Origin of the sequence: Novipirellula herctigrandis (assembly GCA_007859835.1) — a bacterium.
Taxonomy (GTDB): Bacteria; Planctomycetota; Planctomycetia; order Pirellulales; family Pirellulaceae; genus Novipirellula_A; species Novipirellula_A herctigrandis.
Map to the genome: position 1 here is coordinate 7,186,787 of SJPJ01000001.1, position 14,480 is coordinate 7,201,266.

7 protein-coding genes are annotated in these 14,480 nt (G+C 53.7%); 4 read left to right on the forward strand and 3 right to left on the reverse strand.

Features of this window, described 5'->3' with window-relative positions; translation table 11 throughout:
- Positions 1–4: 4 nt before the first annotated feature.
- Positions 5–1,372 carry an NAD-dependent succinate-semialdehyde dehydrogenase gene (locus CA13_RS26240; protein WP_146401744.1) on the reverse strand — a complete coding sequence of 456 codons (1,368 nt, stop codon included), beginning with the start codon at positions 1,370–1,372 and terminating at the stop codon, positions 5–7.
- Positions 1,373–1,753: 381 nt separating this feature from the next.
- On the opposite strand from CA13_RS26240, the gene CA13_RS26245 reads away from it, so the two are divergent.
- Together CA13_RS26245 and CA13_RS26250 are read left to right on the forward strand one after the other, a co-directional pair.
- On the forward strand, positions 1,754–5,581 hold the full coding sequence (locus tag CA13_RS26245) for an efflux RND transporter permease subunit (RefSeq protein ID WP_419194847.1): 3,828 nt from the start codon (positions 1,754–1,756) through the stop codon (positions 5,579–5,581).
- Between the two features lie 251 nt (positions 5,582–5,832).
- Entirely contained in the window at positions 5,833–6,912 is a 1,080-nt protein-coding gene (locus tag CA13_RS26250) for a hypothetical protein (RefSeq protein WP_146401746.1), read from the forward strand.
- 106 nt (positions 6,913–7,018) lie between these two features.
- Here the strand turns inward: CA13_RS26250 and CA13_RS26255 are convergent, their stop codons facing one another.
- Positions 7,019–9,706, reverse strand: coding sequence for an O-antigen ligase family protein (locus CA13_RS26255; protein ID WP_146401748.1), 2,688 nt, complete (start codon positions 9,704–9,706; stop codon positions 7,019–7,021).
- Between the two features lie 418 nt (positions 9,707–10,124).
- Between CA13_RS26255 and CA13_RS26260 the strand changes: the two genes are divergently transcribed.
- Positions 10,125–10,322 (forward strand): putative motility protein, encoded by a 198-nt coding sequence (locus tag CA13_RS26260; RefSeq protein WP_146401750.1) that lies wholly within the window; start codon positions 10,125–10,127, stop codon positions 10,320–10,322.
- Positions 10,323–10,363: 41 nt separating this feature from the next.
- Here CA13_RS26260 and CA13_RS26265 read toward each other — a convergent pair whose 3' ends face one another.
- Positions 10,364–10,813, reverse strand: coding sequence for a hypothetical protein (locus CA13_RS26265; RefSeq protein WP_146401752.1), 450 nt, complete (start codon positions 10,811–10,813; stop codon positions 10,364–10,366).
- Positions 10,814–10,980: 167 nt separating this feature from the next.
- On the opposite strand from CA13_RS26265, the gene CA13_RS26270 reads away from it, so the two are divergent.
- Positions 10,981–14,388: a PVC-type heme-binding CxxCH protein gene (locus CA13_RS26270; RefSeq protein WP_419194848.1), complete on the forward strand. Its 3,408-nt coding sequence runs from the start codon at positions 10,981–10,983 to the stop codon at positions 14,386–14,388.
- The last annotated feature ends 92 nt before the right edge of the window (positions 14,389–14,480 follow it).

Below are 14,480 nucleotides of genomic sequence, written 5' to 3' on the forward strand. Positions count from 1 at the left end.
GATGTTACTTGCGATGGTGAATCAACTTCTTGTTGACGAACTCGAGAATGCCCAAACGCGATAGCTCGCGTCCGTAACCCGATTTTTTCACGCCACCGAATGGTAATTCGGCTTGAGATCGGGTGGGTTGGTTAATGAACACCATTCCAGATTCAATTTGCCTTGCAGCTCGCCGGGCGCGGTCGATGTCTTTGCAAAAAACACTTCCGCCCAAACCGTATGTTGAATGGTTGGCTAGTTCGATCGCTTCGGCCTCGTTGTCTACGACGTAAACGGTTGCAACAGGACCAAACAGCTCTTGGTCAAACGTCGGCATGTCGGGTGTGACGCCGGTCAAGATTGTCGGATTGAAATACGCACCCTTACGATCGGGACGATCTCCGCCAAGCACGATCGTCGCTCCAGCATCAATCGAAGATTGAACTTGTTCGAGCAAGTTGACGGCCGCCGCCTCCGTCGACAACGGTCCAAGTGTCGTTGCTTCGTCGGTTGGGTCGCCAAGGGTTAATTGCGACATTCGCTTCTTGAACGCGTCGATGAACTGCTGAGCGACGGCTTTAACCACGATGAATCGTTTCGAAGCCACACAGGATTGGCCTGCATTGACGATTCGTCCTTTGATGGCCAAGTCGGCGATTTCATCAACGTCGACATCATCGAGGACGATAAAGGGATCGTTGCCACCGAGTTCCAAAACTGATCGCTTTAAGTTCTGGCCCGCCATTGCAGCTACGGAGGCACCCGCCCTCTCGCTGCCGGTTAATGAGACGCCCTGGACGCGTGGGTCCGATACCGCGACTTCGACGAGCTCTGATGGGATGAACAGGTTCGCGTAGACGCCATCGGGTAAATCACATTCATGAAACAGCGATTCTATCATTCGAGCACATTGCGGCACATTTGAGGCATGTTTCACCAAGACAGTGTTGCCGGCCATGATGTTGGGTGTTGCAAACCGAACGACCTGATAGAAGGGAAAGTTCCAAGGCATGACTCCCATGATTACCCCAAGCGGCGCGTATTGAATGAAGGCATCCGCGTCGTCGACGGGCACCGGTTCATCGGCTAAGAATTTTTGGGCGCCGTTCGCATAGAATTCCGATATCTTGGCACAGTACTCGATTTCGTAGCGGCTCTCCGAGATTCGTTTACCCATCTCGCGAGTGATCAAATGAGCCAGCTCTTCACTGCGGCTTCGCAGACGCTGTGCGAATTTTAAGAGGAACGATTTTCGACCGTCGAGAGAGGTCATTTTCCAATCGCGATACGCACCGTCTGCTCGATCGATTGCCGCTATTGTCTGTTCCGTGGTCAGAGGGTCGACGGTGAGGAGGGTTTCACCCGTCGCCGGGTTGATGCTGATAATTGCCATGGATCGGTGGGTGGTTGGTGAATGAAACGTGTCTGGGCCTTAGCGACGAATACTTTAGGATAAACCGATACTTTACGATAAACCGACGCTCACGTCGGCGGGATCGCCTCATGGCTGGAAACATGCCAAACGCCCCGAGACGGAAAAGATTCGCTGATTGGTACATTCCGAGCCCCCTGTGCATTAGAATCCCGCTCTGAGAGCGATGGGAAGTAGACCAATGATCGACGGATCGTTAGCCTACATATCGAACGAAGTTGTGTATTGACCAATCGTGGCTGCGCGGGCAGTGACGGGCTGGGCGGGCAGTGACGGGCTGGGCGAATTAGAGCCACCCTACCCCCCGCTCCGCATAGGGCCCCCGATTTCCGAGAATCCATTTTGACAAAGCCGCCTTTCTTAGAGCGACGTAGCCCTGTGCGGGTTTCGTATGCGCTGTTGATTCTGATGGGGTTCTTTTTCCTAATCCCATCGATCTTTCGCGCTGCCCGGTTGAGCCTTGGAGAAAAGCAAAATGAGGTGAAGGATTGGTTGCCGAGTGATTTCCCCGAAACCGCAGAATTGGAGTGGTTCGGTGATCACTTCGTGGGCGAAAGTTTTGTGTTGGCAACTTGGGAAGGATGTACCAGTGATGACCAGCGGTTGCAGCTGCTCGAGAAAAAACTGGTCCACGAATCAGGCAACTTTGATCCTAGCAAGACCTTGTCGCCGGCGGATTTAGACGACTACGGCCGGGGTAAAAAACTTGGCGAAGAACTTGGCCTGCTTTCCACAGGACGCAAATACAACAATTGGGGTAACAAACAAGAGAAATGGGTTCGCGCGGCCAAGGGGGCATGGTACTACCTGACGCCTGATGGTCGGCTCTATCGATGGGAAGAATCGATGACGGGGCCCGCGTCATTGATTCGCTCGATCAAACGTACGCTTGGGGCCTATGAACTTAAGGGGACTTTTGTCACGGCATTTGGCCAAGCTCGTGGTGAAGATGAAAGTAATCCGTTTCACAATGACCCGTCGCTGATTTGTGCGCCGTTGTTTCATACGGTTCAAACAGGCGATTCGATTGCAAAGGAGTTGTCCGCAGAGGGCGGTCCGCTGTGGCCCGTCGATTTGACTGAGGATGTTCATCGTCCGAAAGTGGCGCGGCGACGTGCGATAGAGCGATTGACCGGGACGCTGTTTGCACCGGCTGTTCCGCATGGATTTGCATGGACCGCCGAAGCGTTTCGTGATGCTGTTCCCGAAGATCAGCGAGACGCGTTGCCGGTGGATTTCGAAGCGTCGGTTCAAACGAAACTCGATGAACTACTGGCTTCCAAGTTTGATGGTTCGCTCGAGCAATTGAAATTGGCGACGAGCGACGAACAAGCCGAGGTTTGGTATGCGATTTATGATTCCACGAAAGTTGCATTGCCACCGCGTTTGACTTGCGTCGTGGTGACGTTGACGGATTTAGCACAAGCGAATTTGCCCTACGTGCTCGGTCGTGGCACGGCCGGTGGTCCGCGAGGTCGGTTGTTGCAATTGGCCGAGGAATCGGGCCTCTATCCCGCTCCGCCACCATCGCTTGCACCGCCACCATTCAATCGCCAAGTCGCTGATTCGATGCCCGGGATGCCGTCGTTGCATCTTGGTGGACCGCCCGTGGACAATTTGGCGATCGATGAAGAAGGGACGGTAACTCTGATTCGATTGCTTGGTTATAGCCTGCTGTTGGGAATCGTGCTTTCGTACATTTGTTTTACCAGCGTCCGAATTACGGTGATGGTATTTGTCGTAGGCGGTAGTGCCGCGATGGTCAGCATGGCGTTTGTGTGGTGGACCGGTGGCAAAGTCGATGCGATTTTGATGAGTATGCCGTCGTTGGTTTACGTGCTCGGTTTATCAGGGGCGATTCACGTCGTGAATTACTATCGCGACGAAGTTCGAAGCAGCGGCGAAAGCGGTGCTGCGGGGCGTGCGATTCGCCATGCATTTTTACCATGTACGTTGGCTTCACTCACGACGGCGATTGGCTTGGTGTCGCTGTTCACCAGCAACTTAGCGCCAATTAGTAACTTTGGCTTATACGCCGCGATCGGCGTGATGGCAACTCTTGGAATACTGTTTTCCTACTTACCCGCGGCATTGCAAACTTTTCCGCCATTGGTTGACGCCGAAGGGGCCGACGACGTACCCGAATCGGTCGACACGGAAAAACGTGGCATTGCGAGCGCCGAGAAAGGCAATGTTGCGGCGAAAGCTAACGTCGCCGCAATCAATTCGCCGCGTAATGAAAGCCGAATTGCCGAGGCGTGGGCGTCCGTGGGGCGATGGATCACATCGCATCATGCGCTGGTAGCCTGCACTTGCTTGTTAGTACTGTTTTTGAGTGCGAGCGGACTGCGGCACATCCGAACGTCCGTGCAACTATTGAAGTTGTTTGATCCACAATCCCGCATCATTCGTGACTACGCTTGGCTTGAAGATCACTTTGGCAAACTGGTGCCAATGGAAATGATCGTTCGTGTGCCGGCGTTACCCGACGGCGCCAAGGTGGGCGGAAACCCGCCTGATCCGCAATCGCTCACAATGCTAGAACGTGCCGAGGTGGTTTCGCGTATTACCACCGTGGTTCGGCGAACGCTTGGGGAAACCGGCACCGGGGTGATCGGTCAAGCGATCAGTGCTGATACGTTTTTGCCGCCGATGCCTGAGCCAAGTAATTCGTACAATGTCGTGCGATCGAAGTTTAATCGTGAATTGACAAAATCGCGAACGGATTTGCTCGATAGTGACTACGTTCGCATCGAGAAGCGAGGTCCCTTTGCCGGCAGCGAATTGTGGCGTATCAGTTTGCGTGTAGGGGCGCTATCGGATGTTGACTACGGTCATTTCATTAAAACATTGCGAGTCGCCGTGGAGCCGGTGATCCGAGCTTATGACACTCGCGAAGCTCTGCTCGGGGCGCTAACGCATGATGAACAAGGCAATCCGATCGCATTGTCAGGAAAAGATCGCATATTGATCGTTGGTCATTCGCGTCCGGAGTCACTCGATACGGCACGGTTGCTCGAAGCAGACCACGAAACGATCGATGTCAAAGGTGTTTTCCTGTCGACCCTCGAAGAGCTTTTGGCGGGTGAGCGGATTAGGCGTCCGGTTTGGATCGATCCCGCGGCGGAAGGTTCTTCGCTTGAAATTGGCAGCGAGAAGTGGAACCAAGCGATCGCTGCAGTGGACGCGGTCGTTTGGCTCGGAGACGAATTGCCTGAACAAGCCGATATTCAATCGGCAAAACGCTGGATCGACGCAACGGCGATTCTTGAAAAGCCAGTCGCACCGGTATTGGCGGAAGGACGCGTACCGGACGTCGAGAATTCGGGCTCGCTACAAGTTGTTTACACGGGCGTCATTCCGGTCGTCTACAAAGCACAGCGGACTTTGCTATTTAGCCTCGTCGAATCGATTGCGTTGGCGTTTGTATTGATCGCGTGCGTGATGGCGATGCTACTGAACCCCGGTCGTTTTCCGTTAGGTTGGACCGTGCCGAGTAACTTGGGTTACGGAATCTTAGCTGGTTCGATTGCCATGATCCCCAATGTTTTTCCAGTGCTGTTGGTTTTTGGGGTGATGTGCCACATGGACATCGCGATCGATATCGGCACGATGATGACCGCGTCGGTTGCGATGGGAGTCGCCGTGGATGATACGATTCACTTTTTGGCGTGGTTTCGGGTGAACTTGGATGCCGGGATGAGCCGTGTTGAAGCGGTGATCGAAACCTACCGCCGGGTTGGGCCTGCGATGACCCAAACGACGCTCGTCGGTGGACTTGGGTTGTTTGTCTTTGCGTTATCGACGTTCACGCCTACCCAACGGTTTGGAACGCTGATGTTAGTAATGCTGGCGGCGGCCTTGGTCGGTGATTTGATTCTGTTGCCGTCGCTTTTGGCAGGACCGCTCGGGCGTTTCTTCAAGCCGCGAGTGCCTGTGGATGGTCCGGTCGTCGAGCCCCGTTTGCCGGACGCTGCTTCGTCCGTGCCGGAATCTGCGGGGGCCGAATCGGTGGTGCCAGCATCGGCCGCCTCTGATTCCGTCGAGCAGGCAAATGTCGAGCAGGCAAAGGGGGACTCGAAAACGGAGTCGGTTGATGAAGTTCCATCGTTGAAAGTCCATTTCCCGCCTGGCCGCGTCGATTCTCCTCATCGCGTACCTCGGAAGTAGAGGATTTGGGCTGTTTGGCTTGTTTGCGAATTCTGGTGTTTTCGAATCGGCGTTGACCTACCGTTTGGCTGCATGCTATCGGAAGTCTATGTGAGCGGAATTTCTGCACACGTTTACTTACCCAACTGAACGCGAAAGCCAAGAAACTCGCCAAAATCGTGGCCCTTTCTCGCATCTCTCACCAATCGATATCCCATATTCACGCTGTTAACTCAGTGGGACGGGGGGCCGCGCGAGTTATTTTTGCGACGATGGTACTGTTGAGCCTGACGGTTGGTTGCCAAAGCCGTGCTCACAATGATTTGTATCGGCAACGGATGGCGAATGAAATTCGTGTTCTGGAGGATCAGCTTTATGATGCGGATTATCAAAACAAAGTCCTTCAAGAGCAACTAACACGGGCCAAAGAACGATCCACGCCTGCTCCGACGCCCGTAGCCCCTTACGGCCCGCCCGTGTTGGACTTGTATCCAAATGAGCCTACGCTTGCACCACCCTCATCCTCGATTGATATGGAAGATGGGTTCGACGATATTCTGATCGATCCAGGAACTGCCTTTGATCCGGCAGTAGCGGTTCCAACGGACCGGCTCGATAATCCATTCCAAGACGAAGATGCGGAAGCTCCACCGCCTGGAAAAGAATCGCAGCCGAGATCACGCGACGAGTCACCCGCGGAATTGGAGAGCCCGAACGATTCACTGCCGCTTCCGCCGCCGATTGGCGGTCCCGAGCCTCCAGGGAAATTGGATACTGAATTTTCGCCAATTGAACCGGGTGAATTATTGCCACCGCCAGATCCCGATTCCGAAGAGTTGCCGGCACCGCCGGGGCAAATCAAGTTGCCGGATGCGGTGAAAGCGACTCAGCCGAATTTGACGGTTCCGGAGACATTGAAATTGCATCTTGGCTTATCGGGCGGTCATCATAGTGACGCTGTTACCGCGGGTGAGAAAGCCGATGGTTTGTACTTAGTGATCCATGCACTGGATCGGCGCGGCGTGATGGTCGACTTAGATCGCTTTGAAGTGGATGCCGAATTGACGATCGTCGTGCTTGATCCTGAACGTGATCCCGCGGATGCCAAGATCGGTCGTTGGGAATTTGATCCGGATCAAACAGCAAACTTGGTCCGATCGAAACCCATTAGTGGTTTGCATGTTCCCATCACGTGGCAAGACAAATTGCCCAAGGGCGACGCGGTAATCGTTCACGTGCGGTTGCGTAGCGAGGCAGATGAGATGCGTTGCGAAGGTAAACTCAACGTCGACGAGTCATCTGCGATCGCCAAATGGTTGCCTCGCGCTGACGAGCCACCCGTTGCTCGGTAATGTCGAATACCTTGTCTAGCGACCCACATGCGCCGATAAACAGAAGCCCGTTCTGATCTTGAAAGCCGCTCGCGTCCTCGGAATCGATTGGCGACACTTAGAAAAGTTAGGGGGCTTTGAAATCCTGTAATTCCGCTTGAGCGATCTCGCGGATGATCACGTCAAAGCGATCTTCATCGGGCATCACGATTCGAGCCTTGCGAGCCTCGGTTAATGCTTCTTCACGCCGGTTTTGTTGTCGTAACCGGCCGATCAATTTGATTCTCAATCGAGTGTCGTTTGGCTTGAACTTTATCGCTTCTTGATAGGCGTCGTAAGCTTCGTCGAATTTCTCTAAAACGTATGCAGTATCACCGGCAAGTTCTTCGCACTTGGCCCGTTCGGCGATTGTCTCGCAGGTGTCGCAGGCGAGTCCCGCGTAGGCAGCCGTTAGGAATTTCGAATCAGGCTCGGGGCGATTGATCAGAAACTTCGCTGCTTGCCGGTAATTCCCGGACGTGGGAGGAACGATTTCCGACGGTGTGATCTCTGGATGCTCTTCCATGATTCGTAGGATGCTGGTGGTATAGCGTGGCTGGCGTTCAAGGACGTTGCGGAAGCATTCTGCGGCGATGTCGTGTTCATTGCTGTCGAGGGCCAATCCGCCGATTTGCTGTGTTGCCTTGGTGTTGGTTTTGTAAAGCGACTGCAGCTGGTTTAGCAATGTACGAGTGCGAGCGTGATCGCTATTTAAAAAATCGAGGTAAATGCCTGATGATCTCGACTCGCGTGAAAGGGGGCGAGCAACAAGTTCGGCTTCGGTGTTCTCAAGCGCTTGGCGATAGTGCGGAGATAGATCTGCGTTACCAGCCAATGCATCGAGATTCTCTGGTGATGCATCTTGGCTGCTGCCGGAACCCGAAGTCATCGACACACCGGGCTGTTGTTTCAGCCACGTCAACCGCCGGATCACGGGCGAGGTTTGCCGATACAGCTCTTGGATTTGTTCAATCGATTTTGGATTCGCGCTTGCGACCTCTTCGTAGCGGGCCAAGCGATGATGTAGGTCTGACAGCGTCCGATACGCCTCGGGTGAATGGCTTTTTTCCGCGAGTAGGGTGAGTTCGCTAACGAAATGGTCGAGTTTATCTGAATCCGGCTTCTTGCTATCCAGTTCAAACCGTGATTGCCGCGCTAACGCTTCAATTTTGGCATCGGTACTGAGGACCGAAAGAGCCCAAACAGACGGGACAATCGCCGCTGCGGCAACCAACGCAGGAACCACGAACGTTCGGCGGGTTTGAAATTTGATCTTCGGAGACTTTTCTTCGGAGGCTCGGTCTTCAAAATCGGCGTCCTCTGCGGCTTGGTCCTTACGCAGATGCGACGCGAGCAAGAACTGCCGTGTTGCGACGATCGGTAAAAAGACACCACAAGCGAGCAGGTTGGCCGGAATGATCAATCCAAAGTCAAAGATTTGGGATATCACAATCGCCGAAAGGATGTACCAACCGGCCACTCGTAAACCATGGTCTACGGCATCGGGGGATTCACGAAGGTGGTGGAGCGAGATCAGCAGTCCGACGATCAAGACGATGGCGAACATGACCCCTGGAAGCCCTTGTTCGGTTAACAGTTCAAGCCAAAGATTGTCGGCATGGTGAAACCACGTCTCGGCACTGCGATCCAAGTAGGGCAAATGGGCATCGGCATAAGTTCCAAGGCCGCTGCCCATCGGCAAATACGCTTTGGCCGCCTGGAATCCGTCTGACCAATGCGGAATACGTCCGTCGTGCATCAAGGTCGAATTATCACGATTGACGAAAATTTCGAGCCGTTGAATCGATTCTAAGTCCAAATTCAAAGGGACCAGTAGCATGATCACGGCAACGGCAACGACGCCGACAATCACCGGAATGCTCAAAATGCTTCGGCGGGCTCGAATCCAGCCAAAGCCAAGAACAAAACCGAATAGCGCAGCGACCAATCCGCCTCGCGAACCGCAAACCAAAATCGCCGACGAGCAGAGGACAAGGCTCACCATCGCAATCGAGCTGTCTCGGTCACTCACTAACGAGATCAAGTCGTTCAACTCAAAATGCTCGTCATCGACTTCTTGGCCGATCAATGCCGATAAGCGCCACGCTAACAAACCGAGGCTGGCTCCGACTCCAATATTCATTAGTAGAGCGGCATTGTTTCGACAAACGAATGCAGCGAATGGGGAACCGTGGCGTGCGACATCCATTCCCAACAGGGTTGTATCAGGGACGACTAATTGAAAAATCCCCAAAGCCCCATGGATCGCCGCCCCGGTAGCTAGACCCACTAAAATGGTCGCCAACCGAGCCCGGGTTTGGAAAACGGTCGCCGAAGTCCAAGCCAATGTGACGACCATCAACAACATTGCTGATGCGTGTTTGGTGCTCCAAGGGTCCACGGAAATTGGATGCGACGCATCGGCAGCAGCGGAACCGACGATGGGCGAAAGCCACGTGGTATAGGCCGCCTCGGACCCAGGGCTAAGGAACGAATGGAGTGAATCGGGGAGCGGAAGCGTTTGAAACCAAGCGAATCCGGCCCAACCCAGTAGCAAGAGGGCCAGCCAATGAAACCCGAGACCACCTTGGTGCTCGCGGTCGGTCAAAGCTGGCAAGGCAAGCAAGGCTGCTAGCAGAACCGCTGCCCCCGCGGCCCACTGCGTCCATTTCAGAACACCGGCATAATCGAGTGCGACTAGGCACGGCAAAGCTGTCAAAATCGCGGCGGATACCCAAATTGACAGGTTTCGCAGTTTCGGAAGTAATTGTTGCATAGAGATTTTTCGACGTCTAGAAAATACGACGTATGGGAAAAAATGTCAGACAGAAAAGGAAAAAAGTAAAAGTACTTTTCAGCTTACCATTGTAAAACGAAATGACCGATAGGCTCGCAAAAAGTTCCCTTGAAAAGGATTCTCGGGATTCGGAACGCTCAATTCAGCCGTTTTTTCCGGAATGACAGAGGAATCGGAACCCAACTGGCCGAGCTAACCGATTGACCAAGCAAACCGATCAGACGGGACCGGCCTGCGATTAGGCAGGCAGTGAATCGTCTGATCTATACTCGTTTGGGCTGAGCTGTGTTCGGGTTAGCTGGCCTGCGACTGTGCCAATTGCCATGAAATTCCGTCATCCGGCGCTCGGCTTCGCCAATTAACGTCCATTTTTCCTTCTCTTCGAACCAGCCAAGCCATGTCCGCGATTCCACCAGCAGTGTCTAGCGTCCTCAATGCTCGCGCTGACGCGACCAACCAGAAAGTTCAGATTGAATTGCTTTCGAAGCAATTGGACGCACAAAAACAGACTGGCGATGCCATCAATAATTTGCTTGAGCAGGCGAAGCAGGTTCAAGCACAGATCCAAGACGGGCATATTGACGTCCGAATCTGAGCGCAGGCCGAATCGGAGCGCAGGCCGAATCGGAGCGCAGGCTACATCGTTTGGCTGTAGCTGTACAGAAACAACATCAGGTGCACCACCAGCAATCCGCTCGCCAGCAAACGATGTGGGGAGTAGAGTCCAAACACACTCAGAAGGCAGCCTAAGCCCGCTGTCATTGCGGTGCCAATCGGAAACCAAACCGCCGCAGTGGCTGCGAACAGAACCACCATTGCCGACGCCGCGACGCTACCCATCGCCGTGTATCTCAGTGGGCTGGCTTGAAAATAGATGTCCTCGGGGCTGAACGCTTGCGGCCCTGTAGCCAGTGACCGGTTGGCTGATTCGCCTTGCATTGATGTTGCTGGTCCAAACGGTTCACCCCGAAACGGCGACCCAACACGCACGACATCAATCGGCTTGTTATTGTCCGGATCGCTATCCCCCGGCTCGTTTTCGGCAGCTCGATGATGGGTCGTTTGTTGGCTTCTATCTTCGTTCACGGTTGATCGCACAAAAAAGGCATCAAAGTCTTCACGATTCTCTTCACAATCGCCACCTAAATCTTGCCATGTTTTGGCGTTGATGGCTATCTTAGTAGAGACGAAATGAAGCATTCCGAGCTGATTGGCCAATTCTTTCCATTCAATTTTGTGGACAACACTACGCCTTGAACGTCTCCAAACCGCAAATTGTAGGGGTCGCTTGCCTAGCTGCCTTGCTCTTATTGTCTACTCCAACGACTGCCCAGGAGACGGTGGAGCCTTCGGAAACTGCGGAAACGGCTGCGGCGACGAAACCAGTAGCGATTGGGCCGCTTGATCCGCAGATCGCCGAAGCTTCCGACGAGGCCGTTGGTGCGATGAAAGGGATTTTCCTTGCGGAAAATTGGGACATCGACTTGTTCGCCGCCGAGCCGGATGTCGCCAATATTGTTTCCTTCGACATTGACGCTCGTGGCCGCTTGTTTGTGTGCGAATCCTTTCGCCAGGATCGCGGTGTTAGCGACAATCGAAGTCACGACGAAACCTGGTTGCTGGCTGATCTTGCCTCGAAAACCGTCCAAGACCGAATTGACTACCATCGCAAATTGTTAGGCGATGCCGCAGTCACTTACACCCAACATGACGATCGCATCCGCCGGCTTGTCGATACCGACCACGATGGCAAAGCCGATCAAAGCGTCGTTCTTGCCAGCGGTTTTCATCGCTTGGAGGAGGGAACCGGAGCGGGAGTTCTCGTTCGCGGCAATCACATCTATTACACCTGTATCCCGCGACTATGGAATTTAATTGACAAAGACGACGATGGCGTTGCAGATGATCGCGTTGTGTTGTCCGATGGATATGGCGTTCGCGTCGCGTTTCGTGGGCACGATTTGCACGGCTTGGTGATCGGACCCGACGGACGACTTTACTTTTCAGTTGGCGATCGTGGATACCATGTCACCACCAAGGAAAACGAAGTCTTGGCCAATCCAGCGACTGGGGCCGTTTTTCGATGTGAACTCGACGGTAGCGGTTTAGAAGTCTACTGCACCGGCCTGAGGAACCCACAGGAATTGGCATTTAACGATCTTGGGGATTGGTTCACGGTCGACAACAATAGTGATAGTGGGGATAAGGCTCGCATCGTCCAATTGCTCCATCACGGTGATTCGGGATGGCGAATGTACTATCAATACTTGTCCGACCGCGGGTCATTCAACGAAGACCGTTTATGGGAACCGGTACACTCGGAACAGCCGTCGTACATTGTCCCTCCGGTCGCCAACTTCACCGACGGACCCTCTGGATTGGCATTCTACCCAGGAACGGGTTTTGGGGATGCACTGAAGGACCATTTTTTGATCTGTGATTTCCGCGGAACGGCAAATCAAAGCGGTGTGCGGTCGTTTCAACTTGATCCTCAAGGTGCATTCTACAAACTTGGTCATTCTGACCAGCCAATCTGGTCCGTTCTCGCAACCGATGTTGCCTTTGGTCCCGATGGTGCGATCTATATCAGCGATTGGGTCGACGGATGGAAGGGAGTTGGCAAGGGACGCATCTATCGTGTCACCGATTCGCAACAAACCGAATCCGATATTGTCGGTCAAGTTGCAACGCGGCTCGCCAGAGATTGGTCTTCTCTGCGATCGGAGGATTTGGTCGAGAGTTTATCTCATGTCGATCGTCGCATTCGGCTCGAAGCCCAATGGGAACTTGCCGCCCGAAGCGATACGGATTCCTTTCTTGGAGTCGCCGTGAACGCCGAGGCATTGCCACTGGCCCGCCGGCACGCGATCTGGGGCGTGGACATGATCGCGCGGTTGGATTCGTCAAAAACGCCAACCGTGCTCGACGCGCTGCGCCCCTTGACATCGGACCCGGACTCTGCGGTTCGAGCCGAAGTCGCCAAAGTGCTTGGCCAACGCGGCGACACTGCGGCGCAGTCGCAATTGATTCAATTGCTAGCTGATAAGTCGCCTCGCGTGCGATATGCGGCCGCGATGGCATTGTCGGTCCAAAAAGCATCGCAGGCGTTTGTCCCCGTCCTTCAAATGATCGCGGAAAACGGAACGGCCGCCGCGCCCATTGATCCCGCAATTCGCCACGCCGGGCAAACGTATTTGGCGAACGCCATTCCAGTGGAGATGCTTTCAAAGCTAAAGAATCACGACAGTGAATTGGTAAGGCAAAGTGCCGTTGTGGCTTTGCGGCGAATCAAGAGTGGTGAAGTGACCGCGTTTCTTAATGATAAAAGCTCATTGGTGATGGGTGAAGCAGTAAGGGCGATTCATGACGAACCCATTCCGCAATCCTTAGAAGCGTTAGCGGCGCTGGTCGAGTCACCGCTCGCGAACGTACCGATTTTGCGACGAGTGATCGCAGCGAATTTTCGGATTGGTACACTCGCCTCGGCGACCGCATTGGCGAAGTTTGCGGCACGCAATTCGTCACCTGATGCGATGCGCGTCGAAACGCTTGATTGCTTGGCCAATTGGGATAGTCTTGATCCCCGCGATCGAGTGCTCGGGGATCTGCGCCCTGCGGTAAAACGCGAAATCGAGGACGCCGTTTCTGCAATTTCACCGGAAGTCGATTCGCTACTGGCATCAAGTGAAACCGTTCGTGAAAAAACAATCGAAGTTGCTGCAAAGCTTGGTATCAAGCAAATCGCACCGTCGCTGGCATCGCGAACCAATGACGCCAACCATAGTTTTCGCGTTCGCGCGAATGCTCTCATGGGTTTGTCAAAACTCGATACGCCCAAAGCAATCGCCCTTGCCCGAGAGGTTCGTTTGGCGCCCGCGAATGCATTGGTGGAAGCGTCGTTGAAAGTATTAGCAGAACACGATCGAGCGGGTTCGATCGACCGATTTGTGGAAGCGACCACGAGTCGACGCTTGGCTGTGCGTCAATTAGCGTGGGATATCTTGGCAAAATGTGGTAACGAACAGGCAACAGAAACGATCAGCCAAGCTGTTCGGCAATACATCGATGGGACACTTGATGGGGACGTTCAACTGAATGTGCTGGAAGCCGCCGAAGGTCGAATTCCAGACTCACTTCAAGAAGAACTTCATGAGCATCAGCTAGCGTTAGCCGAAACCAATCCGCTTGCTCCTTGGCTCGTTGCGCTCGAAGGCGGTGATTCAAAGAAAGGACGTAGTTTGTTCTTTGACCGAACCGAATTGTCGTGCGTTCGTTGTCACAAAGTCGACCAAAACGGTGGCGAAGTAGGACCAGACTTAACCGTAATCGGAAAACAAAAAGAGCGAGTTTATTTGCTCGAAAGTATCTGTATCCCAGATTCGAGTATCGCCGACGGCTTTGGTTCGATGGTCATCGCGAACGACGCCGGTCAATTATTGACCGGCGTCGTTAAATCGGAAAACGACGAATTGCTTGAGTTGATTCAAGCGGATGGATCGATCGTACGAATTCCCCAGGACGAAATTGTTACCTCCCGAAAAGGCAAATCGGCCATGCCTGCCGATTTGCTTCAGCATCTCTCGGAACGTGAACTACGAGATCTGGTTGCCTATTTGGCAAGTCTGCGAGAAGCAGCCGAGCCAACGGCTAAAGTCCAATAAGTCTGATGCCATCCCGCGGCGATTGCAACATTCATCGCGTCTTCGATTGACAATTGCGTCTTCGATTGACGATCGGGGCGAGTCATTTCCTG

Coding starts and splice junctions, on each gene's coding strand:
- CA13_RS26240 (WP_146401744.1), bottom strand. CDS start 1,372: ATGGCAATTATCAGCATCAACCCGGCGACGGGTGAAACCCTCCTCACC.
- CA13_RS26250 (WP_146401746.1), top strand. CDS start 5,833: ATGGTACTGTTGAGCCTGACGGTTGGTTGCCAAAGCCGTGCTCACAAT.
- CA13_RS26255 (WP_146401748.1), bottom strand. CDS start 9,706: ATGCAACAATTACTTCCGAAACTGCGAAACCTGTCAATTTGGGTATCC.
- CA13_RS26260 (WP_146401750.1), top strand. CDS start 10,125: ATGTCCGCGATTCCACCAGCAGTGTCTAGCGTCCTCAATGCTCGCGCT.